Annotated in this window: 24 protein-coding genes; 14 read left to right on the top strand and 10 right to left on the bottom strand. The window is 61.8% G+C overall.

Going from position 1 to position 25505, the window contains the following annotated elements:
- Positions 1 to 100 precede the first annotated feature (100 nt).
- From XW59_RS23650 to XW59_RS23680, 7 genes are all read right to left on the bottom strand, one after another.
- Complete coding sequence (locus XW59_RS23650; protein ID WP_047148166.1) at positions 101 to 1600, bottom strand: ABC transporter substrate-binding protein; 1500 nt, start codon at positions 1598 to 1600, stop codon at positions 101 to 103.
- 34 nt (positions 1601 to 1634) lie between these two features.
- Entirely contained in the window at positions 1635 to 3407 is a 1773-nt protein-coding gene (locus XW59_RS23655) for an ABC transporter ATP-binding protein (RefSeq protein ID WP_047148167.1), read from the bottom strand.
- Positions 3404 to 3763, bottom strand: a complete 360-nt coding sequence (locus tag XW59_RS23660) for a Rid family hydrolase (RefSeq protein WP_047148168.1) — start codon at positions 3761 to 3763, stop codon at positions 3404 to 3406. Before XW59_RS23660 ends, XW59_RS23655 begins: the two co-directional genes overlap by 4 nt.
- A gap of 4 nt (positions 3764 to 3767) precedes the next feature.
- Positions 3768 to 4136: a RidA family protein gene (locus XW59_RS23665; protein WP_047148169.1), complete on the bottom strand. Its 369-nt coding sequence runs from the start codon at positions 4134 to 4136 to the stop codon at positions 3768 to 3770.
- A gap of 11 nt (positions 4137 to 4147) precedes the next feature.
- On the bottom strand, positions 4148 to 5005 hold the full coding sequence (locus XW59_RS23670; RefSeq protein ID WP_047148170.1) for an ABC transporter permease: 858 nt from the start codon (positions 5003 to 5005) through the stop codon (positions 4148 to 4150).
- Positions 5006 to 5007: 2 nt separating this feature from the next.
- Positions 5008 to 6012 carry an ABC transporter permease gene (locus XW59_RS23675; protein WP_047148171.1) on the bottom strand — a complete coding sequence of 335 codons (1005 nt, stop codon included), beginning with the start codon at positions 6010 to 6012 and terminating at the stop codon, positions 5008 to 5010.
- Positions 6013 to 6085: 73 nt separating this feature from the next.
- The gene (locus XW59_RS23680) at positions 6086 to 7600 is read right to left on the bottom strand and encodes an ABC transporter substrate-binding protein (protein ID WP_206077740.1); all 1515 of its coding nucleotides are present in this window, start codon (positions 7598 to 7600) and stop codon (positions 6086 to 6088) included.
- 265 nt (positions 7601 to 7865) lie between these two features.
- Here XW59_RS23680 and XW59_RS23685 point away from each other — a divergent pair, with 265 nt between their 5' ends.
- The 9 genes from XW59_RS23685 (at position 7866) to XW59_RS23725 (ending at position 16931) form a co-directional block, all read left to right on the top strand.
- Positions 7866 to 8477, top strand: a complete 612-nt coding sequence (locus XW59_RS23685) for a TetR/AcrR family transcriptional regulator (RefSeq protein ID WP_052958428.1) — start codon at positions 7866 to 7868, stop codon at positions 8475 to 8477.
- Between the two features lie 78 nt (positions 8478 to 8555).
- The gene (locus XW59_RS23690) at positions 8556 to 10088 is read left to right on the top strand and encodes a gamma-glutamyltransferase (protein WP_047148264.1); all 1533 of its coding nucleotides are present in this window, start codon (positions 8556 to 8558) and stop codon (positions 10086 to 10088) included.
- Between the two features lie 658 nt (positions 10089 to 10746).
- Positions 10747 to 11616 (top strand): ABC transporter substrate-binding protein, encoded by an 870-nt coding sequence (locus XW59_RS23695; RefSeq protein ID WP_047148174.1) that lies wholly within the window; start codon positions 10747 to 10749, stop codon positions 11614 to 11616.
- Positions 11617 to 11647: 31 nt separating this feature from the next.
- Positions 11648 to 12514, top strand: a complete 867-nt coding sequence (locus tag XW59_RS23700; protein ID WP_047148175.1) for an amino acid ABC transporter permease — start codon at positions 11648 to 11650, stop codon at positions 12512 to 12514.
- 10 nt (positions 12515 to 12524) lie between these two features.
- A complete protein-coding gene (locus XW59_RS23705) occupies positions 12525 to 13286 on the top strand; it encodes an amino acid ABC transporter ATP-binding protein (RefSeq protein ID WP_082137771.1) in 762 nt (253 codons plus the stop codon).
- Between the two features lie 29 nt (positions 13287 to 13315).
- Positions 13316 to 13966: a TetR/AcrR family transcriptional regulator gene (locus XW59_RS23710; RefSeq protein WP_052958430.1), complete on the top strand. Its 651-nt coding sequence runs from the start codon at positions 13316 to 13318 to the stop codon at positions 13964 to 13966.
- A 19-nt stretch (positions 13967 to 13985) separates the two neighbouring features.
- The gene (locus XW59_RS23715) at positions 13986 to 14660 is read left to right on the top strand and encodes an RraA family protein (RefSeq protein WP_047148177.1); all 675 of its coding nucleotides are present in this window, start codon (positions 13986 to 13988) and stop codon (positions 14658 to 14660) included.
- A 59-nt stretch (positions 14661 to 14719) separates the two neighbouring features.
- Entirely contained in the window at positions 14720 to 15931 is a 1212-nt protein-coding gene (locus XW59_RS23720) for a pyridoxal phosphate-dependent aminotransferase (protein WP_047148178.1), read from the top strand.
- A 13-nt stretch (positions 15932 to 15944) separates the two neighbouring features.
- Positions 15945 to 16931 carry a M14 family metallopeptidase gene (locus XW59_RS23725; RefSeq protein ID WP_047148179.1) on the top strand — a complete coding sequence of 329 codons (987 nt, stop codon included), beginning with the start codon at positions 15945 to 15947 and terminating at the stop codon, positions 16929 to 16931.
- 105 nt (positions 16932 to 17036) lie between these two features.
- Here XW59_RS23725 and XW59_RS23730 read toward each other — a convergent pair whose 3' ends face one another.
- From XW59_RS23730 to XW59_RS23740, 3 genes are all read right to left on the bottom strand, one after another.
- Entirely contained in the window at positions 17037 to 18122 is a 1086-nt protein-coding gene (locus tag XW59_RS23730; RefSeq protein WP_136068454.1) for a hypothetical protein, read from the bottom strand.
- 223 nt (positions 18123 to 18345) lie between these two features.
- A complete protein-coding gene (locus XW59_RS23735) occupies positions 18346 to 19155 on the bottom strand; it encodes a PfkB family carbohydrate kinase (RefSeq protein WP_246666190.1) in 810 nt (269 codons plus the stop codon).
- A complete protein-coding gene (locus tag XW59_RS23740) occupies positions 19142 to 20155 on the bottom strand; it encodes an SIS domain-containing protein (RefSeq protein ID WP_047148181.1) in 1014 nt (337 codons plus the stop codon). Before XW59_RS23740 ends, XW59_RS23735 begins: the two co-directional genes overlap by 14 nt.
- 195 nt (positions 20156 to 20350) lie before the next feature.
- On the opposite strand from XW59_RS23740, the gene XW59_RS23745 reads away from it, so the two are divergent.
- The 5 genes from XW59_RS23745 to XW59_RS23765 all read left to right on the top strand — a co-directional run bounded on the left by XW59_RS23745 (position 20351) and on the right by XW59_RS23765 (position 25466).
- A complete protein-coding gene (locus XW59_RS23745) occupies positions 20351 to 21082 on the top strand; it encodes a GntR family transcriptional regulator (protein ID WP_047148182.1) in 732 nt (243 codons plus the stop codon).
- Positions 21083 to 21174: 92 nt separating this feature from the next.
- Positions 21175 to 22512 carry a M20/M25/M40 family metallo-hydrolase gene (locus XW59_RS23750; protein WP_047148183.1) on the top strand — a complete coding sequence of 446 codons (1338 nt, stop codon included), beginning with the start codon at positions 21175 to 21177 and terminating at the stop codon, positions 22510 to 22512.
- A 98-nt stretch (positions 22513 to 22610) separates the two neighbouring features.
- Positions 22611 to 23375, top strand: coding sequence for an ATP-binding cassette domain-containing protein (locus tag XW59_RS23755; protein ID WP_047148184.1), 765 nt, complete (start codon positions 22611 to 22613; stop codon positions 23373 to 23375).
- Positions 23375 to 24409, top strand: a complete 1035-nt coding sequence (locus tag XW59_RS23760) for an ABC transporter permease (RefSeq protein WP_137327086.1) — start codon at positions 23375 to 23377, stop codon at positions 24407 to 24409. Before XW59_RS23755 ends, XW59_RS23760 begins: the two co-directional genes overlap by 1 nt.
- Before the next feature lie 103 nt (positions 24410 to 24512).
- Complete coding sequence (locus XW59_RS23765) at positions 24513 to 25466, top strand: ABC transporter substrate-binding protein (RefSeq protein WP_047148268.1); 954 nt, start codon at positions 24513 to 24515, stop codon at positions 25464 to 25466.
- The last annotated feature ends 39 nt before the right edge of the window (positions 25467 to 25505 follow it).

Consider the following 25505-nt stretch of genomic DNA (forward strand, 5'->3'; position numbering starts at 1 on the left):
TCGGATCAGGGCGCGGGCGGGTGGGTTCGTCCGCGCCTTGGTCGGCGTTGTTGATCTAGTCACAGCAAGCTTTCCGACGGGGCGGGAAGCGACAGTTTGCTCAGGGACGCATTCCGATCTCCCAACCGTTCACGCGATCACCCTTTGTCGGGGTGTAGTCGATGTTATCGGCTACACCCCAGATCAGATTGTGGTTCCACAGGAAGCACGCGGCGTCGTCGGCGACGATGGCGTCCATCGCGTCGGCCAGAAGCCCGCGACGAGTATCGAGGTCGAACTCGGTGCGCTCGCGCTTCAAAAGTTCGTCTACCTGAGTGTTGGAGTATTTGAGACGCGGCGAGCCGCCGGTCTCGAAATACTGCGCCAGCGCGGGGGAGGGATCGAGCATATTGCCGCGCCCCATGTAGTAGAACTCGACATTGCCGGCCTGCACGCCGCTCCACAGCACCGGCCATTCCGGCGTGTGCAGGCTGATATTGAGGCCGACATCCTGAAGCATCGAGACCACGGCTTCGGAGATCTGGCGATCGGAAGTGTAGCGGCCCACCGGCGTCTGCAGCTGGAGCGGTGCGCCGTCATAGCCGGCTTCTTCTAGGAGGCTGCGGGCGAGGTCGGGGTCGAAGCCCTGCATCTCCTGCGGGTTCTCGCGGAAGCCGAACTGGCCCTCGACCACTGGTCCGTTGAGCTTGGTTGCGTTGCCACCCAGCAGCGCGGCGATGATGGCATCGCGGTTGATCGCATGGCAGATAGCCTTGCGCAAGCGCGCATCGTCGAAGGGAGCCGCCGTGGGCTGCATGGCAAGGAACATCATCTCCGCCGAAACGACTGTCTTGGCCGAGGCGTTCGGCAGGCCGTCAACGCGCTCGCGCAATTGCGGCGGGATGCTCTGCGCTATCTGGATCTCGCCGTTGGCGAGGGCGGTGACGCGCTGCTCGGGTTCGATCATGACGCGGAAGATCATACGGCGGGGATTGTCCGGGCCGACGAGCGGATGGTCATCGACGCGCTCAAGCACCATGTGGCTATCGGCCTGCAGGTCGACCAACCTGTAGGGGCCTGCGCCGTAGGGATGCAGCCGGTCGGCGTCGCGCGCGCCATACCGCTCGTGGACGGCCTTCGACGTGATCTGGATCGTCGCCAGATAGTTCGGCAGCGTTGCGATCGGCTCCGTTGTCAGGATGCGCACGGTGCGGTCATCAACGATCTCCACGCTTTCGATGTAGTGGACAGATGCTTGAGAAACACTGTCTGGATCGGACCTTGTCCGCTCGATCGAGTGGACGACGTCTTCGGCTGTGACTGCATCGCCGTTGTGGCGCGGCCAGTCGTCGCGCAGCCGCACGAGCCAGCTTTTCTCGCCGTCCGGCCGAACCTCTTCGGCAAGGAAGGGCACGAAACGCCCCTCATCGAAATCCCAGCGTGTCAGGCAGCCATAGACCTGGCACCAGGTCATGCCGACGAGCACAGCCGAATTGGCATAGGGATTGTAGCCGGTGATGCCCTCGGTGATGGCGATGGTGACGTCGCCGTCGTTGGCCTGGGCGCTCGCCGCAAGCATGCTCGACGCGACGAATGCTGCATAAAAACTGCGCTTTTTCATTGATAGTACCTCGTATTGAGTTTGTATGTAAGGATCAGGCGTCCGCGCGGACGAAGTGCTGGTGGCTGACTTCCCGCATTGGGCTCGTTGGGTGATCCGCGCCCAGCGGGCGGATCGGGCTCATCATCGCGCGGGCCTCCATCTGCCTTGCCTTGCGCAAGGCCGGGTGTGCCACGGGGACAGCGTCGAGCAACTGCCTCGTATAAGCGTGGCGCGGGTCGCGCAGCACGGCATCGCGCGGGCCGATCTCGACGATCTCGCCCAGATGCATCACCGCAATGCGGTCACTGACCTTCTCGACCACCGCCATGTCGTGCGAGATGAACAGGATACCAACGTCGAAATCGCGCTGGATTTCCTCGATCAGCGCGAGGATCTGCGCCTGGATCGAGACGTCGAGTGCTGAGACCGGCTCGTCCGCGATGATCACGCTGGGCCGCAACGCGAGCGCGCGGGCGATGCAGATGCGTTGGCGCTGGCCGCCGGAGAAATTGTGCGGATAGCGCTTCGCCGCCGCGATCGGCAGGCCGACCCGCTCGATGAGCTCGGTGACCTGTGCGCGGCGCGAGGCGGCATCGCCGCGCTGGTGGATTTCCAGCGGCTCGGCGATGATCTGCTCGACCGTCATGCGTGGATTGAGCGACGCATAGGGGTCCTGAAAGATCATTTGGATATCGGCGCGCGCCGCCATCATCTGTGCCGCCGTCAGCGACGCGATGTCCCTCCCGTGCAGCCGGATCGCGCCGGAGGTCGGTTCGATGAGGTTCATGAGCGCCTTGGCGGTGGTCGACTTGCCGCAGCCGCTCTCGCCCACGATGGCGAGCGTCTCGCGACGGTGCACCTTGAACGAGACGTCCTCGACCGCATGGACATTGGCGGCGACGCGCTGGAGCAGACCCTTGCGCACCGGATAGCGCACCACGAGGCTGTCGACCTCCAGTACCGGGGCGTCGTCCGTCACCGGTTCGAAGGCGGGCGCCGCATCCGCACCCGCGCCGAGCTTGGGCGCGGCTGCGAGAAGCGCGCGGGTGTAGTCGTGCGTGGGTGCCTCGAAGATGGTACGGACATCGCCGGTCTCGACGCGATCGCCGCGCAGCATGACGACGACTCGGTCGGCGATCTCGGCGACCACCCCCATGTCATGGGTGATGAAGAGGACGGACATGCCCGTCTCGCGCTGGATCGTCTTCAAAAGCGCGAGGATTTCGGCTTGCACCGTGACGTCGAGTGCCGTGGTCGGCTCGTCGGCGATCAGCAGGTCGGGCTTGAGCGCCAGCGCCATCGCGATCATGACACGCTGACGCATTCCGCCGGACAGTTCGTGTGGATATTGCTTGAGCCGCTGCTCGGGCTCCGAGATGCGTACCTGCCGCAGCGCCTCCAGGCAGATGCGGTCGGCATCTGCCTTTGACATCGTCGCATGGCGCAGCACCGCCTCACGCAGCTGGAAGCCGATGGTCAGGACCGGATTGAGCGAGGTCATCGGGTCCTGGAAGATCATCGAGATGCGCGACCCGCGGATCGAGCGCATCTCGTTCTGGTTGAGGCGGAAGAGGTCGGTCCGCCCGCCGTGGTTGTCGTAGAGCCATGCCTCGCCGCTGGCGATGCGCGCGCCCGAGAACTCGACGAGGCGCATGATCGACTTCGCCGTGACCGACTTCCCCGAACCCGATTCACCCACCAGCGCGACCACTTCGCCGCGCGCGATGTCGAGGTCGAACGATTTCACCACGGGCTCGGGAATGAGCCCGAAGGTAACCTGCAGGTCGCGCAGGCTGATGAGGGGGCTCGGGGCGGTTTCGGTCATGGTGCGGCGTAGGCCCTGATCTCGACGAGGCAGTCGCGGCGCGCGGTGGTGCCAGTCACCACCGACAGCGCGGGCGGCTCGTGGCCTTCGATCCACGTGTTCCAGGCATCGCGGAACTCGGCGAACTGCGAAATCTCGGCCAGCCACACCTGCACCATCAGGAGCTTCGCGCGCGAGGAGCCGACCGTCTTGAAATGGCTTTCGATGACGTCGAGGATCCCGATCGTCTGTTCGGCGAGGGTGCCGGACTTGTCAGGTGCGGTGAGGCAGACGGAGACGAGTTCGGACGTTGCCGCACCGAGCGCGATGTTAGGACCTCCAGGCCGCGTGACGCGGCCGAGCTTGACGATGTCCATGTGCTCATTCTCCCCCGTTGCGGCAGGCGGTGACGATGAGTTCGACGAGAAGATCCTCGCGGTAGAGATCGCCGGAGACGCAGGTGCGCGCCGGCGGGTTCTCGGCATCGGCCCATTCGTTCCAGACCGAATTCATTGCGCTGAAATAGCGCATGTCCTTGAGCCAGACATGGACGACGAAGATCGAGCCCTGGTCCTCGCCCATCTCGGCCAGCAACGCGTCGAGACGGGTGAGCGCCGAGCGCATCTGGTCCTTGATGTCGCCGTCCAGCGTCTCGGGATGGATGCCCGAGAAGAAGATCCAGTTGCCCTGTGCAACGATCTGCGACCTGCGTGCGCCGTCGAGCGTGTCGATGTGTCTGCGTTCGATCATGATATCGGCTCCTATATGTTCTTGAGTTTCGGATCGAAGTGGCTTCTGAGTGCGTCGCCGACAAGGTTGATCGCCAGGACGGTGATGAAGATCGCGAGGCCCGGAAACAGCGCCATCCACCAGGAGGTGCTGATGTAAGCGCGCGAATCCGCCAACATGCTGCCCCAGGTCGGAATGGTGGGCGGGACACCGAGCCCGAGAAAGCTCAGCGACGCCTCCGAGATGATGGCGGTGGCCATGGCGAAGGTACCTACCACCACCATCGAAGGCACGATGTTGGGCAGGATGTGACGCGTCAGGATGCGCGCGGGCGATGCGCCGAGCGAGCGCGCGGCGACGACGAATTCGCGGTCGCGTAGCGCCATCGCCTCGGCGCGGGCAAGGCGGCAATAGGGAATCCAGCGCTGCGAGGCGAGCGCGATGATGATGATGCCGAGGCCCTGGCCGAGAAAGGCGACGATGGCGATGGCCAGCAGCAGCGGCGGGAAGGCCCAGAACACCTCGAGCATCTTCTGGATGAGCGAATCCGTGCGTCCGCCGAAATAGCCCGAGATGACGCCGAGGAAGATGCCGACGGCGCCCGACACGAGCACGACCGCGACCCCGATGGCGAGCGAGATGCGCGAGCCGTAGATGATGCGGCTCAAGAGGTCGCGCCCGACATGGTCGGTGCCGAGCAGGTGCGGCCCGCCCCATTGCGGCGCGGTCATGGCGCGCATCAAATCCTGCCGCGCGGGGTCGTGCGGGGCGATCCAGGGTGCGAAGATCGCCGCGGCGATCAGAAGCGCGATGACGGCGATGCCGAACACCACTTTCGGGGCCAGCAGATAGTTGAAACGGTGGCGGAAGCCGAGGGTTGCGGCGCTCATGGTCATTTCATCCGGATGCGCGGATCGATGATCGTGTAGAGGATGTCGATCGCTACGTTCACCAGCACGAAAAGGGTCGTGTAGATCAGCACGAGGCCGACGATCAGCGGATAGTCGCGGAAGGTGATGCTCTGGATGAGCAGCATTCCGATGCCAGGCCACGAAAACACCGTCTCGACGATGATCGCGCCGGAGATCAGTGCGCCGAACTCCAGGCCGATGATGGTGACCACGGCGACCAGCGCGTTGCGGAAGGCGTGGCGCCAAAGCACCAGCCGTTCGGAAAGCCCCTTGGCGCGCGCGGTCATGACGTAGTCCTCGCGCAGCGCCTCGGCGACCGTGGCGCGGGTGAGCTGCATGATGATGCCGGTCATCGAGGTGCCCAGCACGATGGCGGGCAGGGCGAGATGGCGAAGTGCTGTCCACAGCACGTCGAAACGTCCTTGTATCAAAGCGTCGATGGTGAGGAAGCCGGTGATCGACGGCAGGTCCATACCCCACGGCTCGCGCCCGCCCGAAGGCAGGACATTGAACACGCCGGCGAAGACGAGGATGAGCAGGATGCCGAACCAGAAATTCGGCATCGACACCCCGAAGAAGCCGACCAACGAACCGGCATTGTCGAGCAGCGAGTTCGGCCGTGCGGCGGAAAGCACGCCCAACGGAATGCCGATGATGACGGCGAGCAGCGTCGCGTAGACGGCAAGTTCGATGCTGGCGGGAAGCCGCGCCAGCACGAGGTCCATCACCGGCTCACGGTAGCGGAAGGACGAGCCGAAATCGCCCAGCACGGCGTTCTTCAGGAAGCTGAGATACTGGACAGGGGCGGGGCGATCGAGGCCCCACGCCTCCACGATCTTCTGCCTGTCCTCCGGCGAGGCTTCGTCGCTGACCAGCATACTGACCGGATCGCCCGGCGCGAGCTGGGTCAGTGCGAAGACCATGAGCGAAACCATGAAGAGGACCGGAATCACCCCGATCAGACGTCGGACGAGATAGCTGGCCATGTCTGCTTCCTTCGGGAATGCCCGCCGCCCCAATCCGCTTGAGGGGCGGAGGCGAAACGGGCGGTTGCTGCCGTCAGTTCTTGCGGATGTGAATGTCCCAGCCGTCGACGCGGTCGGCCGGGCGGGGTGTGAAATCGATGCCGTCGGCAACGCCCCATGCCATCTGATGCAGCCATAGGAAATGCGCCGGCGCGTCCTCGGTGATCAGTCGCATGGCCTCGCGCATGGTGTCCAGGCGCTCGTCGACGTCGAAGGTGCGGCGCTCGGCCTGAAGCAAACGGTCGACTTCCGGGTTGGAGTAGTCGAGGCGCGGCGAGCTGTCGGTCTCGAAATACTGCCGCAGCGCCCTCGACGGATCGAGCATCTGTCCGCGGCCCATATAGTAGAACGGCACGCCGCCGGCCTGCACGTCGGCCCATAGCGTCGCCCATTCCGGCGTGCGCAGGTTCACCTTGAAGCCGACATCCTCCAGCATCGGCACCATCGCCTCCGCGATTTGGCGATCGGCCGTGTAGCGGCCGACTGGCGTGTAGAAATCGATCTCGACGCCTGACAGGCCTGCCTCCTCCAGCAGCGCGCGACCACGCTCGGGATCGTAATTGTAAGGGGTCGTATAGCCGGGCTCGTAGCCGAACTGCCCTTCGCCGACCGGTCCGTCGAGCAGCGTCGCCCGGCCTCCCAGAAGTGCGGCGACGATCGCCTCGCGGTTGATGGCGTGGGCGGCCGCCTGCCGCGCCTCTTTCACGTCCCACGGATGGGTGCTCGGGTTCATCGCCAGGAACATCATCTCGACGGAATTGGCGAAAGCGGCGTGCGCGTTCGGCAGGCCGTCGACGCGCGCCACGAGCTGTGGCGGTACGCCCTGCGCGATCTGGATCTCGCCATTGGACAGCGCCGTAACACGTTGCTCCGGCTCGGCCATGATGCGGTACATAATCTGGCGGGGATTGGTCGGCGACACCATCGGATGGTCGTCGACGCGCTCCAGGATCATGTGATTGCCGACCGACACCTCGACCAGACGATAGGGGCCGGCGCCGTGGGGATGATTGCGGTCGGCGGCCTGCCCGTACTCGTCGTAGAGACGCTTCGAGGTGATCGGAAGGAGGCTGAGATTGTCGGGCAGCGTCGCGTCCGGCTCCTTGGTGGTGATGCGCACGGTGCGCTCGTCCACGGCCTCGGCGCTCTCGATGGAGACGACGACGAACTGGCGCATCGAATCGGGATCGCTGCGCGAGCGCTCGATCGAGTGGACGACGTCCTCGGCCACAACCGGGTCACCATTGTGACGCACCCAGTCGGAGCGCAGCTTGACTTCCCAGACTCGCTCGCCGACCGCTTCCATGCTTTCGGCGAGAGAGGGCACCATGCGCCCCTCCTCGAAATCGAAACGCGTGATGCAGCCATAGACCTTGCACCACAGGCTGCCGATGAGGACGACCGCATCTGCATAGGGATTATAGCCTGCAATCGTTTCGGTGATGCCGACGGCGATCCTTTCGCGCGTCATTTCTTCAGCCTGCGCCGGTGGGGCTGCTGCGAGAAGCGCGGCGACGGCAGCGCCCATCAGAATTCTGCTATTGCTCATTCCTGCCTCCATTGTGGACCGCGCCGACCGCTCCTTTGGAGTTCTGTGGCGCGGCTAAACCCAGTGTTCCCGTCAGCTTCGGTTGCGAGCCCGAAGCGGCGGGACCATTACACGGCTTTCCCGATAAGTAAATACTTACTTACGTCATTTTATCTGCTAGAATGGCATTCGCTGTAAAGCTGCAGACCGGATAGACCAGGGGTGGGATTTGCGCGAGCGCAGAGGGAGGATCGTCATGCCAGAAGCGACTTCGCAGGAGAAACAGATGTCGTCGAAGGATACCAAGGAGCGGATCCTGCAGGCTGCCCTGGCGGAATTCTGCGACCATGGATATGCGGGCGCCAACATCGCGCGCATCGTGGCTTCCGCAGCGTGCAATGTCCGGATGATCTATCACTATTACGACAACAAGGACGGGCTTTATCGCGCCTGCCTCGAGCGCGTCTATGCGGAGCTGCGCGAAAGTGAGGATAAGCTGCATTTCTGGGATTCAGCGCCGTCGGAAGGCATTGCCCAGCTCACCCGCTTCACGTTCGACTATATGTGGAACAACCCGCAATTCCCCCGAATGATGCTCAACGAAAATCTCAACGAGGGACGCTTCGTTCGAGAGATCACGAGCGTCAATTCCAGATCGCGCCCGCTGCTCGAGCACATTGGCCTCTTGTTGGAGCGCGGAGTGGAAACCGGCGAATTCAAGCGCAGGCAAAAGCCGCTTGACGTCTATCTGACGATCCTGGCTCTTTCCTTCATCCATATTTCCAACCTTCATACCTTGATGGCGACATTCAGTTTCGATGCTCGTTCGCCCGAGTTCCTGCATCGACGCAGGGATCAGGCCGTGGACATCGTGCTGGCGCATCTGCGCGGCGCCTGACCTTCCAACAGACCCAACCAGAGTTTCCTGATGACCCAACATGCACCCCAGCGCGACGGGGGAGTGCTCGCGACCGCCATGGTCACAAGCCCTCATTCGATCGCGAGCGAAGCCGGTCGAGCTGTCCTGGCTGCCGGCGGCAACGCCATCGAAGCCGCAATCGCCATGGGTGCGGTGCTTGCGGTCGTCTATCCGCATTTTTGCGGGCTCGGCGGTGACGCAGTCTGGATCGTAGCCGACGGTGAAGGCAATCGGACGAGCTTGCTCGGCATCGGGCAAGCCGCGGCCGCGCTGCAGGGCATCGAGGGCACCGTTCCGACTCGTGGGCCGCTTTCGGCTCTGACCACGGCCTGCGCTGTCGACAGTTGGGGCAAAGCCTACGAGTTCTCAAAAATCCGTTGGGCCGGAGGCCATCCCTGGTCGTCCCTTCTCGAACCGGCAATAGACCTCGCCGAGCGCGGCTTTCCCGTGAGCAGTTCGCAGTCGTTCTGGCTCGATTATCGGCGTGCTGAATGGTCAGACTGGCCCGGTTTCGCGGAGCTTTTCGGAAGCGCGGGCGAGGCCGGTTCACCATTCAAACAACCTCGCCTTGCCCGTGCTCTTTCACAGATTGCAGCCGAGGGGGCGCGCAGCTTCTATGAGGGGGATCTGGCGCAACGAATCGCAGCCGCCCTGAGGGAGGCCGGCTCCCCCATCCGCGCGAGCGATCTCGAGCGGACAGCGACACGTATGGCGGATCTCGAAAGCGTCGACTATCGCGGATTGACGCTTCTGGCGCCGACGGCGCCGACGCAGGGCGTGACGACGCTTTCCATCATGGCGACGCTAGAAAAACTCAGCATTGACGCGGTCGAGGAGGGCTCGGCCGACTTCTACCATTTGATCGTTGAAGCCATCAAACAGGCATTCCTGGAACGCAACCTGATAGGTGATCCGGACTATCACGCATTCGATGGATCGATGTTGTCTGAAGCTGCCATCGTCAGGAAAGCAGCAGCAATTGATCGGCAAAAGGCGCTCCCGTGGGCGAGGAAGTTTACCACCGGTGACACGGTCTTCTTCGCCGCCCACGACCGACAAGGTCGTAGCGTCAGCGTCCTGCAAAGCATCTATTTCGACTGGGGAAGCGGGGTGGTCGCCGGTGACACGGGCATCCTGTGGCAAAATCGGGGAGCTGCCTTCGCGCGTGCCGGCCAACCGGTCAACGGCCTGCGATCGGCGGCGCGTCCTTTTTATACATTGAACCCTGGCTTGGCATTGAAGAATGGCCGGCCACATCTGCTTTATGGAACGCAAGGCGCCGATGGCCAGCCTCAGACGCTGGCGACACTGCTGGTGCGCTTGATCGACCACAATCTGTCGCCGGCAGAAGCATTGGCGGCCCCGCGCTTTTTGCTTGGCCGCACCTTTTCCGACAGCAGGGACAATCTCAAGCTCGAGGAAGCCATTCCTGCAGGCACATTAAAGCAGCTCGGCGCAATGGGGCACGAGACGGCCCTTCTGCCAGCCCATAGCCCCCTTTGCGGGCTCGCCGGCATCATACGGGTGAACGATGACGGTGTCGTTGGCGCCCATGATCCTCGTGGCGATGGGTGCGCGGTCGGCGTCTAGCCCCAATGCGAGCCGAGCAAGGCTATTGCTGGAGCGCCTCACCACGAGAGCGGCGGCAAGCCTCGATGCGCGGCCAACGAACGTGATGTGAATTCCTCAAGCACTGGCAGACCCGGAGCCCTTATTGGTCGGCTGGCAGTCGACGCGGTAGAGCCTTCCGAAAATAATGACGCACCAGGAGCCGTCGCGCTCCAACTCGCCGTTGCATGATCCCCGGATGCCGTTTTCGAACTCCGAAAACGACGCCGATGACCGGGTGGCGCAACCCCTTCAGATGTGACGACGTCATCATCGAGGTTCCGCCGATCGACGCCATCGTGTTCCCGAGGTTCCGGCTTCCAAGACAATCTCGCCGATAGGGCAAAAAGCTCCACATTTTCGCCTGACGGTCCGGAACCAGCGGTTCTTGAGGATTGCCTGGGGCGCTCGCGCTAGGGACCTCGAAATAGGGCCTTCGCATTCGGGCGCAACTTGCGCGTTATCAAGAATGTATTCTCATTATGTCGTCCCCGCCTGTCGTTTCGGCAGGTGATCGACGAGAAATAGTGGATTTTTGCCGATTGACAAACCCAAATCGCTGCGGATAAAAATAAGAATGCATTCTCAAAACTGCAAAAACGCAGAGCGAAGATGCTTTCTTGGTTAATGGGGAACTGACATGAGATTTTTCGGCATTTCGAATGCTGCTGCGACCGTGGCAACGCTTGCGCTTCTGGGTTTTACCGGCGTCGCGAACGCGGAGACCGAACTCACCAAGCTTCTGCCGCAGGGCGTGCGCGATGCGGGTGTTTTGAAGGTCGGCGGCCCGACAGCGATCTCGCCTTATATGTATGTGGACGAAAGCGGCAAACTGGGCGGCGTCATCCATGATCTGATGAACGCCGTCGGCGAAAAGCTGGGCGTTCCGGTCGAATTCAGCAACATCAACTACTCGGCTCTCATCCCCGCCCTGCAGGCAGAGCGGGTGGATGTGGGTATCGGCACGTTCACCGACACGCTGCAGCGTCAGGAGCAGATCGACTTCGTCGACTACATCAAGACGAACATGGTTTTGATGGGTCGCCCCGAGACGGAAGAACGTATCAAGGCAGTCGCGGATCTGTGCGGTTTCACCGCCGCCTCGCCAAGCGGTACGACCTCCGAAATTGTGATGAAGGCGCAGGTGGATAAGTGCAAGGAAGAAGGTAAGCCGGGCATGAACGTGCTTATCGTCCCGAGCCCGGCAGAAGCCCAGCTTCAGGTGCAGACCGGCCGCGCAGACGTATTCATTCAAGCCTATGGCGTCGGCATCGGCATCCAGGCCAGCGGCCAGGGCCTCGAGATTCTCGGCGAGCCGTTCCGTCCTGAATACCACGGCGCCGGTATCAGCAAGGGCAATAAGGAACTTGCCGATGCGCTCATAGCAGGCTTCAAGGCCGTAATGGAGGACGGCAGTTATGCCGAGATACTGGCCAAGTACGACATCAGCGTGCTTGCGCTTGATGAGCCGGTCTTCAACGGCACCTCGACGAAGCCGCTGGCTGAGTAAGCCGTCGGCATTCGTAGAGAAGGATCGGATCATGGCTGTCCAGGAACCCGCTGAACCCATGCTGCTGCCGCCGCGCCATCACTGGCGCGCCGTTGCGGCCGTCGCAGTATCGGTGGTGCTCGCCGCCTTCGTCGCTTCATTGGCAGGCAATCCCAACATGCAATGGGATGTGGTAGGTAACTACTTGTTCAGCGGCCAAATTCTCGATGGTTTGGCCAACACGATCATTCTGACCATTCTGTGCATGGCGATCGCCATCGTGCTCGGGATCATAATCGCCATCATGGCGATGTCGGGCAATCCCGTGCTCTACTGGGTTGCCCAAGCCTATATCTGGTTCTTCAGAGGTGTGCCTCTGCTGGTCCAGCTTGTGTTCTGGTTCAATCTGGCGCTGCTGTGGCCGCGGATCGGACTATCGCTTCCCTTCACGGATATCGACTACACGATCTCCACCAACGTCCTCATAACGAGCTTCGTGGCTTCGGTGCTCGGTCTCGCTCTGCATGAGGCCGCTTACATGGCCGAGATCGTTCGCGCCGGTCTCCTCGGCGTGGACAGCGGACAGTCCGAAGCGGGTCGTTCACTCGGCATGTCGGACGGACAGCTCCTGCGCAGAATCATTCTGCCCCAGGCCATGCGCATCATCGTTCCACCGACTGGAAACGAGGTCATCTCCATGCTGAAAGCAACCTCGCTTGTCGCTTTCATTGCAGGCGGTGACCTCATGACCGCGGTGCAGAACGTCTATTCGCACAATTTCCGCGTCATGCCGCTGCTGATCGTTGCAAGCATCTGGTACCTCATCGTGACCACGCTCGCGACCTTCCTGCAGTTCTATCTCGAAAAGCGGGTCGGGCAGGGCTTTTCTTCCGTCGCCAGCCGCTCCAAGCGTGCCTAGGGAGCCCAACATGCAGGCAATGGTCCAGATTTCCCGGCTCAACAAATCCTTCGGCGCGCATCACGTCTTGCAAGACATCAACCTCGATATCGAGGCAGAAAAGGTGACCTGCGTCATCGGCCCCTCGGGGTCGGGCAAGAGCACGATGCTTCGCTGCATCAATCGCCTCGAGACGCCAAACTCGGGCACCATTACCGTGGACGGCGAATTGATCGGATACGAGCGCGAAGGCGCCAACCTTCGCGAACTCTCCACCAGGCGCATCGCGCAGCAGCGCGCCAGGATGGGCATGGTGTTCCAGCGCTTCAACCTCTTTCCGCATCTGACGGTCCTGCAGAACGTCATCGAGGCGCCAATCCAGGTTCGCAAGATGGCGAAGGCGCAGGCCGAGGCCGATGCGATGCGCCTGCTGGGCCAAGTAGGCCTGACGCAGAAGGCGTCGGCCTATCCATCCGAGCTTTCCGGCGGGCAGATGCAGCGTGTCGCGATTGCGCGCGCGCTCGCGATGAAGCCGCAGCTCATACTCTTCGATGAACCGACAAGCGCCCTTGATCCCGAACTTGTCGGCGAGGTTCTGGAGGTGATGCGCGAGCTCGCCACCACCGGCATCACCATGGTCGTCGTGACGCACGAAATCTCCTTTGCGCGCGATATCGGCGACAGGCTGGTGTTCATGGCCGATGGGCAGATCGTCGAGACGGGCGAGCCCAAGGAGATGCTTGCAAACCCCATTCAAGCCCGCACAAAGGAATTCCTGTCGCGCATCAAGTAGCGAAGATTCCAAAAGGAAGGGGAGCAATCATGAAGAAGGACGCGGCTCAGATGGGACGCGGGGCAGCCGCGCACCAGCGAACCGAAATGCGGCGGGCCCAGCTTCTGGAAGCCATGGCGGCAATGATGCGCAAGGGTACGTTGCCGCATACGCTCTCCGACCTGGCCAAGGCGGCAGGCATGTCCACGGCCACGTCGTACCGCTACTTCCAGTCGCTGGACGAAGTCGCGCAAGCCTATCTGGTGAAGGTGATGACCGAGTTGCGCGACTTCGCGAACTCGCGACCCGAGACCGGCCGCGAACTGCTTCATGTGGTGAGTCGCTTCTGGATCAATGTGGTGATGGAGCATGGTGCGGTGCTGGTCCAAATACGCTCCAGACGGGGCTTCTTCGACCGCCTGCACGGCAAGGTGGCGAGCACGGTGCGAGGGCATGAGGCACGCAAGCGCGCACTCTATGGCGTGCTCCTTGAAGAGGGCCTGCCGGTCAGCCTGCAAGAGGATGCGGCAATGCTTTACAATACCATGTTCGACCCTCGCGACATTCTCGATCTCATCAATCTGCGCGGTCTCGACCCGGACCGCGTGACCGATGTGCTCATCCAGTCCTTTGTCGGCGCCTTGAAAGGCTGGCACCGCGGCATGGGTGACCTTCATCCCGCGATCACCGCGGTAAAATAAGCCTACAGGAGCAGAGAATATGATCGGGTTCAGGGTGGTCGAGGTTCAGCGTCGCGTGTCACGCGATCTCGTCGAGCAGTTTCGCGAGCTGCCGGTCGCCAATGTGAGCGACTGCATGTCACGCATTTCGTCTCTTGGCCCGGAACTGCGACCGTTGCATGGCGGCGGGACGGTGCTGGCGGGACCCGCCGTGACGGTACGCACCCGTCCAGGCGACAACCTCATGATCCATAAAGCCATCGACATCGCCGAACCCGGCGACGTGATCGTCGTCGACGCCGGCGGCGACCTCACCAACTCCCTCATCGGCGAGCTGATGCTCTCGCACGCGATTACGCGCGGCATTGCCGGGTTCGTTCTCAACGGTGCGGTTCGCGATCTCGGATGGATCAAAGCTCATGACCTGCCGGTCTACGCGGCGGGTGTGACCCATCGAGGTCCCTATAAGGATGGGCCGGGCGAGGTGAACCTTCCCATCTCCATCAACGGCACCGTCATCATGCCGGGCGATCTCATCCTCGGTGATGAGGACGGCGTTCTGGCCGTGGCCTATGACGAGGCTGAAAGCCTGCTCCCGCAGGTCGCGGCCAAACATTCCGCCGAGGTCAAGCAGCTTCAGGCGATCAGCGAGGGGCGCAACAAACGCGAATGGGTGGACGATACGCTTCGCCAGCGCGGTTGCCTTATCGGCTGAGCCAGCCTCACCCCATTGTTTCCGGCGCTTGCCAACTGGCCGCGCCAAGGAGAATCGACATGCTGTATTTTGCGGATTCGCTGAAGCGAATGAAACCATCGGCGACGATCGCCGCCACAAGCAGGGCCCGCGAAATGAGAGCGGCAGGCCGCAGTGTCATCACACTCAGCTCCGGTGAGCCGGATTTCGACACACCCGATAATATCAAGGCGGCGACCTGGGAAGCCATCAAACGTGGAGGACTTGGCTACCCGCCCGTCGGTGGCATACCGCAGTTGCGCGAGGCCGTCAGCCGCAAGTTCGAGCGCGAGAACGGCCTGAGCTATTCATCGAAGGAGATCATCGTTTCAACGGGCGGCAAACAGGTCATCTCCAACGCGCTGCTGGCTACACTCAATCCGGGAGACGAAGTCATCATGTCGGCTCCCTATTGGGTCTCTTATCCGGAGATGGTCGCGCTGTTCGCCGGAACGCCGGTCGTCGTCCACACATCGGCGGAAGCCGGGTTCAAGATGACGGCGGCTCAGCTCGAAGCGGCGATCACGCCACGCACGCGTTGGCTGATCCTCAATTCCCCGTCCAATCCGTCGGGCGCGGTTTATTCCGAGCCTGAATTGCGGCAACTGACGGATGTGCTGTTGCGCCATCCCAATGTGATGGTGATGTCGGACGACATCTACGAACACCTCATCTACGAGGACGTGCCTTTCGCAACGCCGGCAGCGGTGGAACCGCGCCTCAAGGAGCGCACGCTGACGATCAACGGCGTATCCAAGGCTTATGCCATGACCGGCTGGCGCATCGGCTATGCCGGCGGCCCGGCAGCGCTCATATCCGCGATGGAGAAGGTGCAGGGACAGTTGACGTCGGGCGCCTCCGTTCCCTCGCAATGGGCAGCGGTCGAGGCGCTGAACGGCGATCAGGATTTTCTCGAGGAGCGCCTGGAGGCTTTTCGTGAACGTCGCGATCTCGTCGTTGCAATGCTCAATCAGGCCAGCGGCATCTCCTGCCCCGAACCTGAGGGCGCCTTCTATGTCTTCCCCTCCTGCCGAGGAACCTTTGGAAGGCGGACGCCGGGCGGAAATGTGATCGGGAAAAGCCAGGACTTTACCGATCTGCTGCTCGAGGACCAGGGCGTGGCGCTCGTGCACGGTGAAGGTTTCGGCACACCGGGTCATTTCCGCATTTCCTACGCGGCAGCGAAATCGCAACTCCAGGAAGCTTGCGAGCGTATCCAGCGCTTCTGCGCGAGTCTGCTTCCGCAGAACTGAGAAGGTAAAGAAGATGAACTACGCAGTTTCCGTCGGAACCGCCACCGCCAAACCGGGCGAGCGCGCGAAGGGCGTCATCGAGGTCAGTAGGCTGGCCAGCGGCGACATGGTCACGCTGCCGGTGCACGTCATCAACGGCGCCAAGGACGGGCCGCGTTTATGGATCAATGCCGCGCTTCACGGCAATGAGTTCAACGGTATCATCTCCGCTCTGCGTCTCGTGGAGGCCATCGATCCTGCGGAATTGTCCGGCGCGGTGATCATAACCCCGATCAGCAATCCGCTCGCCTTTTACGCGCGCGCGCGCTTCAGCCCGCAGGATGGCGGCAATCTCGGCGAAAGCTACCCGGGCGCGGCGACCGGCCCGATTACCAAGCAGATCGCGTTTCATCACTTCAACGAGGTGAAGAAGAATGCGGACTACCTGATTGACCTACATGCATCCGGCGTCACCAACCGTTCGAAGTCGTATTCGGTACTGAAATATTCCGGGCATCCGGAGACTGAAAAGCGTGCGCTGGACCTCCTGCTGGTGAACGGCATTCATCTGAACTGCAGCGTCGATACGCTCGGCAAGAACGACGAACCCGTACCGCTGACGGGCTCGCTGGATCTCGAGTGCATGCAGATCGGCATACCTTCCTTCATGCTCGAACTCGGGCATGCAAACCGCGTGGAGGAGGACGTCGTCCAGTCCGGTTTCAACGGCCTGGTAAATTCCCTCCGTCATTTGAAGATGATCGAGGGCGAAGTGGTAAAGCACGAAGGACAGGTCGTAACGACCGAGCGCTTCATTGTTCGCTGCAAGCGGAGCGGCCTCGTCGTACAGGCGGTCCAGCCTCACGACCATGTCCACAGGGGTGACATTCTCTGCCGCATATACGATCCGTTCGGCGAGCTATTGGAAGAAGTATGTGCCGAGAAGGATATGCACATCATCAGCCTCAAGGAAGATTGCGTGGCAAGCTCCGGCGATCGCGTCGCATTTGGCGCGGCTTGAGACCCGGTAGTACCGTCGCCGCCCTATAGGCTTAACGAGTGCATGAGTGGGATTATCGGCCGCGATTGCCAAAAAGCATTGCGGTCTCCCGCCCGAGCGGTGTTGTCAGCCTTCGGTTGCTCTTCTTCTAAGGTAGAAGTCGGCACGAGAACGCACGGATGGATTTCGATCGCTCGCAAGCAGTTGGGCGATCTGATCCATCTCTGCTGTTGCCTCGCCTCGCGTGACAATCAGAACATCACCTGCAACCTTGCGAACATGCGCTGATTTATCCTGCGCTGCGTTTTGCAACAATGCGTGGAAATCGACGGTGCGTTCAATGTGGCGCATTCCGAATTCGGCCGTTCGCCTTTTTAGGCCGTGGACTTTATCAGTCCATTCGTGCCTATAGCCAATGAACCACTTGGCACGTCGCATTAGCAGCGCGTCGATCGCGACAGCACGAACTCGCGGCAATGTGGCATCCTGTGCCAGTTCTTCAAGATGATGATCAAAATCTGATCGTTGTAGCAATTCCTGCAACGTGTGGCCGACCCTTCCGGCGCGGATGGTCAGAAACCGCTCCTTGAGTTGCATCAGGACTTCGGGCCGATAGATCGCATTCTCTAGCTGATGCTGTCCGTCCCGATCCCAGCGTTTGAGGATACGGGATTGCGGCAGGAGAAAGACGGCACTCTCAGCGACAATATCTGGTTCGGTGGTTGGGAATGCTTGCTTGGCGTAGTTGAGGGCGGCATTGCGGACATTTCCAACCCAGTCATTCAGTCGATAAACGATTGCCGAGAATTCAAATGGCGACACTGGACTGGCGGCCAGACGTTGAAGCGCGGCTTGCCGAACGAAGCCATTGCTATGGAACTGAAGGAACCATCCGAGATCGGGATGTTTGGTCAGTTGATCTAGAATGCGGGGTTGAGGCTTGAACAGCCGACGTAACCGCTCGGTCAAGTCGGTCGAGGGCTTCACGCCTTGATACATTTGCCCGATCTCACGGATTTCGTCGGAGGCTCGCGGAACGGCACAAGCGGGCACAGCACTCAAGCTGCTTCGGAAATGACTGAGCTGCTGGCAAATTGGCTGGTTCTCTCGGATGGCCTTGCCAAGATCGTGGGTTGCCTTTTGCGCTTCGAAGGGCAAGATCGATCGCTTGCGATGAGAAAATTGGGCGGGATAATCGATAATCTTCGGCACTGTTGCATTCCAAATTGCAAATCAGAAAAACAGTCCACCCGAAGATGCGGGTGTCAGTGCCATTCTTCAACGGCAGGATTGTCCATTCAATCCACAACCATAAGGCACCGGAATGCCCGCAGTCAGCTCGCTGCTGGTGCATTTCGGCAGAAGTGCCCAAAACCATTTGTAGCACTCGTTGGCGAAAATCGGGCTTTGGACGGGAACTCCGCAGATTGATCCGTTATTGCGGAAAGCCGCCGAGGTGTAAGCAGGTGCGCGAAGCGAGCACTGCCGCGTCATCCGCCGCCTGTCGCGATGTCTTGCCGGTGAAAATGGCATAGAGAAAGCCGGCCGCGAAGCTATCGCCCGCGCCGGTCGTGTCGAGCGGCGTTATCTTCTCCGCACTGCGCTCGAATGCGTTTTTCGAAAAGAAGATGGAGCTGCCCGCGCTGCCGCGGGTAAGCACCGCATTGCGTGCCCCTTTCGACAACAGACATCGTGCTTCGGCCTCGACTTGATCGTGGCTTCCCTCGAGCGAAGCGAAGACGATCGCTAGGCCCTCAACGCCGAGGTGCCGTGGCTGTGAATTGACGGAAATGTCCTGCGACACCGACACACCAGCTTTTGCCAGTCGCCGTCGCAGCGCACCTCCGTCATTGAGCCAGCCGATATGGACATGATCCATCGTCAGGAGCGCGTCGATTGCCGCGCCTGTCGGCGCGTAACCGTCGCAGGCTCCGAAATCCTCGTGGTCCATATGGCGGTCGCCGGCCGCATCCACCGAAATGATGGTGTGAGAGGTCGGCGCGGACCGTCGTACCAGATGGCTGGAGTTGACGCCGTTGGCGCGCAAGGCGGAGGCGACGAGGTCGCCTTGCTCGTCGCGACCTACCGCGCCGAAATAGAACGCATCGGCGCCGAGTCTTGCCAGTTGCACCGCCACGTTAAGGGCGTTGCCCCCCACCAGACGCCGGTCGATGGGTGGCAGCAGCACGTCGATGCAATTGTCGCCGACGGCGGCGATGCGGGGCTTTCGCTCAATAGGCGACACGGCGGTAGTAGCGGCGGGTCGTGAGGGGATGGTTGCGCAGCACTTCGAGATGTGCGGCGGCCCGCTCGAGGACCGTCGCCAGAAACGCCGGCGACAGCCAGGCCCGCAGTTCGTGCGACAGCCCGTCGGCGGTAAAGCTGTTCGTGTCGAGTACGGTCAGGCTTCCGCCGATCTGGGGCACGAAGCGCTCGACGCGATCCGCCAGCGGGCGCATCTCGTCCTCACCCTTCAAAAGCACCACGCTCACATCCTTCTCCACCAGTTCGAGCGTTCCATGGAAGAAATCGGAGGCGTGCACGGGGCGCGTCCTGATCCATTGCATTTCTTCGAGAATGCACATGCCGAAATAGAAAGCTTCCGGCCATGCATTACCCGCGCCGGTGAAGATATGATAGTCGCTTGCAGCCAACGTGCGTGCAAAATCCTCTGCCTGCGGCTCGAAGGCCTCCTTCATTGCCAGCAGGGCGGCCGGCACCTTCTTCATCTCGGCGAGAAGGATGTCGTGATTGTCGATTTCGCCGAGGTGCTTCATCACCGCCAGGGCCGCGATCAGCGATTGGATGTAGAAGCTCTCCGACGATGTGTCGTCGGCTGCGAAGTTGACAAACACATGGTCGCCGCCCTTGCCGAGCGGCGTGTCCGCGTGGCCGACCAGCGTGAGCACCGTCGCGCCTCGACCCTTGGCGAACTCCAAAAGCTCCACGCTTTCCTTGGTCGTGCCCGACAAGGAGGGCAGAATCACGATGGAACCCTTGGTCAGATTGACCGACCCGCCCGCCATGATCTCGGCGATGTTGTCCGAGAAGACCGGAAAGGTGGATTTGCGGCGCAGAAGCTGCACCGCCGGTTGCATCAGGATTGCGGCGCCGCCTGCGCCAAGGAAGTGAATGTTGGGCGCGCCCTCCTTCATGAGCCTGGTTATGGTCCTTTCCAAGTCTTCGGCGAGCGCGACGGCGCCGGACTGGATCTTCAGAAAGCGTTCCTTGTCGAAATTCAGCATCGTGTTTCCTTGTCGATGACGGTGTCGCAGCATGGCGTTCGGGCGTAAGTTGTCAGACAACATTGATGTGAGACTTTATGCGGCAAGTCAAGAGGTGGGAAGGAAGTCCATCGACGTCTGACATCGTAGGCCGTTGTCACTCGGCAAAAAAGCTGGCACCTCTTGGAGAGATTTATGAGGGTCTGGAGACGCGGAATGCTGGAAAACGGTGGTGCGGGAAAGACGGTGGCATTGCAGCTCAGGGATCGGATTCTCACGCTCTTGACGGAAACGGGAGTCCGACCGGGCGAGAAGATTCCGACCGAGGCGGAGTTGAAGGAGACGTTCGGTGGATCGCGCCCGACGATCCGCGAGGCGCTGAAGCTTCTGGAGCAGGACGGGGTAGTCCGCGTCGAGCATGGCCGCGGCCGGTATCTGACGGCAGCGGGGTCACTGCATGTCGATAGGCCGATCACCAAGTTCGAGAGCATAACTCATATGGCCGCGCATTATGGTTATGCTTTGGAAAACAAGGTGTTATCCATTCAGGAAGAGAAGCCGGAGCGTGACATCGCGCGTTTGATGGAGCTCTCTGCCGAGCAGACGGTGATCCGGCTGGAACGGTTGCGCCTGCATGGGCGAGAGCCGCTGGTCTATTGCGTCGACTTCGTGCGCCGGGACGTGGTCAGCGACCGCATCTTCGATGTCGACTGGTCGGGATCCCTGCTGGACGTCCTGGAGGGTTATGGCGCGCGTCCGCGCATGTCATCGGCCAAGGTGCGGGCGCAGATGCTGCCGGACGATGTCGTGCTGCGCCATGATTTGCGCGACTTCGGCCCGGCCCTCGTGATCGAGGAGACGACGTTCACTGATGCCGGTGTTCCGGTGAACCACGCGATGGATTTCCACAGGGGCAGCCATTTCGCTTTCAGCCTGCTGAGAAAGTGAGAACGCAAACAAAATTCTTGACAGACGTCTGACAACAGGTTCCGATTACAACGAGCGTCGCGGATCAACGCGTGCCAAGGGGAGCCGATCGTATGGACGACACAACGCCTGCACTGAGCACCGAACAGACAGCGCTGCTGGATTCCAGGATCGATGCCCTGGCGGTCGAGGCGATCGAGCTTCTCCGGCGTCTGGTGAAGACCAACAGCGTGAACCCACTGTTTCCTGGCATCCAGCGTGAAGACGTGGTGGGCGGCGAGACCGCCTGTGGCGCGCTTCTGGCAGATCACATGGGCCGGTTCGGCTTCGTAACCGAGACGGTGGCGCCCGATCCACAGCGCGCGAACACGATCATGCGCAAGGCGGGTGCGGGTGGCGGCCGGTCGCTATTCATCAACGGCCATGTCGACACTGTCGCGCCGTTCCGTCCGGCAGAATGGATCGGTGGTGGTCCGTGGTCCGGTACGATCCGCGACGGCAATCTTTACGGACTCGGCTCGACCGACATGAAATCGGGACTTGTCGCTGCAGCGCTCGCAGCGTCTGCGATCGAGGCGGCGGGACTGCGCCTCAAGGGCGAATTGCAAATCCACGCTGTCGTCGGCGAAGAGACCATGAGCCATGAACTCGGCACCACCGCCGTGCTTGAGGCCGGCTTTGGCGGTGATGCGGCGATCGTGGTGGAACCCACCTCTCAACCGCGCCCGCTTTCGGTTACCGCCGTGTCGGCCGGCAATTTCAACCTCCAGATCGACGTCAAGGGATACGGCACGCATTCGGGTAATCGCGGCCCGTCTATCCGCGCGGGCGGGGAAGGCAACGCAGCCGGCGTCAACGCTGTCGAAAAGGCGATCCTCGTCGTCCAGGCGCTGCAGCAGCTCGAACAGGAATGGGGTATCAGCAAGTCGCATCCCGCCTTCCCGGCCGGTATCTTTTCCATGGCACCGGGTGTCTTCCACGGTGATGCCGGCGTTCCGAGCGTCGGCTACCTGGCCGAAGCCGCCACGATCGGCTACCTCGTCTGGTATCCGCCGAACGAGAAGCCGGAAGATATCCGGGCCGAGATCGAGCGGCACGTGCATCATGCAGCCCAGCTCGACAGCTGGCTTCGGCACAATCCGCCCGTGTTCCGCTGGGAAAGCCACTGGCCGGTGTTCGATACGCCGGTGGGCCACCCGCTTGTACGCTCGCTCGTCGCCGACCGCGCGGCGGTGCTCGGACCGTTGCCGGCGGGCGTGGCGCAGACCCATTCGTTCAATGCGGTCTGCGACGCATCCTTCATCGCCGCCAAGGGCGTTCCCGTCGCCACGATGGGACCGGGCGACCTTCGCTGCGCCCATGCGGTCAACGAGTTCGTGCGGATTTCCGAAGTGACGGACTGCGCGCGCATCCTTGCGAGAACCATGGTGAGGTGGTGCGGTGTCGCCTGAAACCGTCAATTTCAACCGGCGAGGACGCGACCTCGACTTCGGCAATCCTGCACGTGGCGTGGCCACGTGCGCAAAAAACCAGCCAGGGGAGTAACTGCATGGCATCTCCGATCCTTCAGGCCCGCGACATTCACAAGAGCTACGGCTACATACGCTCGCTACAGGACGCCAGCCTCGAGGTATTTCCCGGAGAAGTCGTCGCACTTATCGGAGATAACGGTGCCGGCAAGTCGACCCTGACGAAGGCATTGTCGGGCGTCATCCGCATCGACAAGGGAGAAATCCTCGTCGACGGCAAGCCCGTCACCTTTGCGACACCGCAGGATGCGCGCGAACACGGTATAGAAACGGTCTATCAGGATCTCGCACTGGCGGTCGATCTGAATCCCGCCGAGAATGTCTATCTCGGCCGTGAAATCCCCCGGCCCGGTTTCCTCGGCAAACTCGGCTTCATGGATCGCAAGGCGATGCAGCGCGAAACGGAGCGCCGTTTCAGGGATCTCGGCGTCAACCTGAAGGATATGCGCAGCGCGGTGGCCAACCTGTCGGGCGGCCAGCGCCAGGGCGTTGCGGTCGCCCGCGCGCTGATCTGGGCCAAACGCGTCGTCTTCATGGACGAACCGACCGCGGCACTCGGTGTCGCCCAGACGCGCAATGTCCTCAACCTCATCAGGCGGGTACGGGATCAAGGCGTCTCCGTGGTGCTGATCAGCCATTCGATGCCCGATGTCCTGGCGGTGTCCGACCGCATCGTCGTCCTGCGCCACGGCTCGACGGTGGCGCGATTCCAAAAAGGCGATGCCAAATCCGACGACCTGGTCGCAGCGATGACCGGATCCCTGCAGATGGAAGGAGCTGCCTGATGAGCACGATCGAAAGCAGCAAAGACAACGCAGAGGTCAACGACCCGGCCGCACGTCCGCAGCCCTCGCTGCTGCGCCGCTTGCTGGTGGACCGCCCGGAAATGATGATCATTCTCGCATTGGTGATCATCGCCGGCTTCTTCGTTGCGGTGCGTCCTGACGCGTTCTTGAGCGGCATCAACATCCGCAACATGTCGATCGAGGCGGGGATGATGATGTTCCTCGCCGTCGGCATGACCTACGTCATCATTACCGCAGGCATCGACCTTTCCGTCGGCTCGCTTCTGGTGCTGTCGGGCGTGTGCGCGGTGCTGGTGATGCGCATGATCGGCATCGACCATCCGGCCGCGCCCTGGGTCGGGCTACTCGTCGCGCTCGGATGCGGAACCTTGTGGGGGCTGCTCAACGGCTTCTTCGTCGCGGTCACAAGGCTGTCGCCGCTCATCGTCACGCTAGCCAGCATGGGTATCGCGCTCGGCATCGCGCGGCTGCTTTCGGGCGGCGTTGATATCACCGGTGTGCCACGCTCCGTGGTCAACACCATCGGCATCGGCCGGGTCATGGGCATTCCGGTGATTTTTTTGATTGCGACCGCTTTCGCGGTCTTGGCGGGCGTCATTCTGCATCGCACCCGCTTCGGGCTGCACACATTCGCCATCGGCTCGAATCCGCAGGCGGCTGAACGCGCCGGCATCAAGGTGCGCCGCCATCTCGTGATGGTCTACGCGATCTCCGGCTTCTGCGCGGGCCTTGCCGGCTACATAACCCTGTCGCGTTTCGCGTCGACCACCATCGCCGGTCATTCGATGGACAATCTGCGCGCAATCACCGCCGTGGTTCTGGGTGGTGCGAGCCTGTTTGGCGGTGTCGGCACGATGTTCGGGACGTCGGTGGGCGTTCTCATTCCGGTGGTACTGGCTTCGGGGCTGGTGATCGTCGGGCTCCCGAGCTTTTGGCAGGAGGTTGCCGTCGGCATCGTGCTTCTCGCCGCGGTTCTCGTCGACCAATGGCGACGTAGCAGCCGCAGTCGATGACCGCTCCTCGATCGCGAGCACCGGCCTGCCTTTGACAGCGACAAGAATACATAGAGGCGGGAAGCAACCTGCCCGCGAACCTTAAATCCAGATGGAGACGAACATGAAACTTGCTCGATTGGGAATGGCGGTTGCCGCGATGGCGGTGCTGGTGGGACAGTCGCATGCGCAGGAGGAGCGTCCCAAGGTGGAACTCGTCCTGGGAATTCAGATCGGCTTCCATGAAGCCATCGCCTGCGGTGCGCGTGCCGCTGCCGAAGAGTTCGGCGCTGACGTTACGGTTCAGGCGGCAAAGAACTACGGCCCTGCCGATCAAGTGCCGTTGCTGAACTCGGTGCTGGCGCGCAGCCCCGATTTCATCATCCTCGATCCAACCAACCGCACCTCGCTGGTGGCGCCGTTGATGGATGTCGCCTCGCAGGGCGTAAAGGTCATCGCGGTGGACACCACGCTTGACGACACGTCGATGCTGACTGCTCGCATCGGCACCGACAATGTCGAGGTGGGCCGCCAACTCGCGCGTGCACTCGCCGAGCAGGTGGGTCCCGAAGGCGGCAAGGTCGTCATGGTCGGGTCCAGCCCGGGCATCTCTACCGTCGACCAACGCATACAGGGCTTCGAAGAGGAAATCGCCACCATCGAGAACATCGAGTTCATCGGCACCCAATATGCCGGCAACGAAGTCTCGCAGGCGCAGAACATGTTCTCCTCGCTGCTGTCGGCAAATCCCGATCTCGTCGGTGTCGCCTCTCCGTCGGAAAACCCGTCGATGGGGGTGGCGGGCGCGATCCGCAATGCCGGTGTGAGCGATACGGTGTCGGCTGCCGGCGTTGATGCGAGCGAAGCGCAGATCGAGCTGTTGCGCGAGGGCATCCTCGACGCCCTCGTGATCCAGCAGCCTTACGAGATGGGCTATCAGGCCGTCGAGGCGGCGGTGAAGGTCGCCAATGGCGAGGAGGTTGCCGCGGAGTCGGGCACCGGCGCGATCATCGGCACGCAGACCAACATCGATGATCCGGAGGTCTCCAAGTACCTCTACAAGGGCAGTTGCATCTGACCGCCGGCACCGCGTCCGGGGTGCAACTCGCGCCCCGCG

Source organism: Aquamicrobium sp. LC103, assembly GCF_001014615.2.
In the GTDB taxonomy this organism is placed as follows: Bacteria; Pseudomonadota; Alphaproteobacteria; order Rhizobiales; family Rhizobiaceae; genus LBCQ02.